Below are 1,061 nucleotides of genomic sequence, written 5' to 3'. Positions count from 1 at the left end.
CAAAAGCCGCGCGACGCGATCCCGAAAGCCCGGCCTCCATGGCCGCGACCGCGAAGGCGAGCGGCGCGACCGGCGTCAGCAGCCCGCCGGCGCCGACCGCGACCACGCTTGCGAGCAGCGTCAGCGCCAGCGAGGACAGAAGATGCGCCTGCGCGAGCCGGCCGCTGCGGCTGAGGTGAAGGCCCGCGAGAATGGGCGCCAGCAGCCAGGCGAAGCCGAGCGCTTCGGCCGCCGCGGGCGCGGCGCCGGCCGCGAGCAGCGCCGGAAGCGCGGCGAAGGGCGCCACGCCGAGCGCGAAATGGGCGAGCAGAAAGCTGCGATGGCGCTCGGTCGCAAGCATGTCGTCCTGAGCGGAGGGGTGGACCCACGCCGCGACGTGCTCGGACAACGCTTTGATGGCGGCGGCCTGACGCACGCGCTTGCTACTCCACACTCCGCCCTGGGCGCGGCGGACGCCGCGACTGAAGGCGGCACGCTTCCCTGTCGTTGCGCGCAGTGTCGCCGCGCAGGCTTAAGCGAACGCTAAAATGCCGACGATCGCTGCTTGACCTTCATGTCACGGACCCGCCCGAAACATTTACGAAAACTTGACTGAAACTTGCGGAAGTCTGAACGCCATCGCTCAAACCCGCGCGTTCCGGTTGACGGGACCGCAGTGCGCCCGATGCTAGGGTGTCTCCCATACGCGACGCCGCCTTGGCCGGAACGACCCGTCCGGCCGGTCTGCGCCGCCGCCGACGGAAGAGGCAGACCCTCATGATGTTCCTGATCCGCACCGCGTTCTGGATTTCGGTTCTGATGCTCGTGCTGCCGATCAGCGTCGGCGCAGGGCCGGACGGCAAGGACGGCCCCGCGATCGACCCGCTGTCGGCGCTGACGGCCGCCGGCGCCACGGTGTCCGACCTGTCGAGCTTCTGCGAGCGCCAGCCGGACGCCTGCACCGTGGGCTCGCAGGCGCTGAAGCTGGTGGGCGAGCGCGCCCGCGCCAGCGCCGAGATGGTCGGCGACTATCTGGCGGGCGACGCGCCTTCCCGCGAAGCGGCGCCCGCCCCCGCGGCCCG

1 protein-coding gene and 1 pseudogene are annotated in these 1,061 nt (G+C 71.3%); one reads left to right on the top strand and one right to left on the bottom strand.

The window, feature by feature from the left end; all coding sequences use genetic code 11:
• A pseudogene (locus ACFQ4O_RS17790) lies at positions 1-415 on the bottom strand (PAS domain-containing sensor histidine kinase); the annotation flags it as partial.
• Positions 416-756: 341 nt separating this feature from the next.
• On the opposite strand from ACFQ4O_RS17790, the gene ACFQ4O_RS17785 reads away from it, so the two are divergent.
• The coding region (locus ACFQ4O_RS17785) for a DUF5330 domain-containing protein (protein WP_378777742.1) at positions 757-1,061 on the top strand (305 nt) is incomplete at its 3' end.

The sequence above is a fragment of the Methylopila musalis genome, from assembly GCF_042679725.1.
Lineage (GTDB): Bacteria > Pseudomonadota > Alphaproteobacteria > Rhizobiales > Methylopilaceae > Methylopila > Methylopila musalis.
The sequence above is the reverse complement of the archived record's forward strand: the minus strand, read 5'-3'. Positions and strand labels throughout refer to the sequence as shown.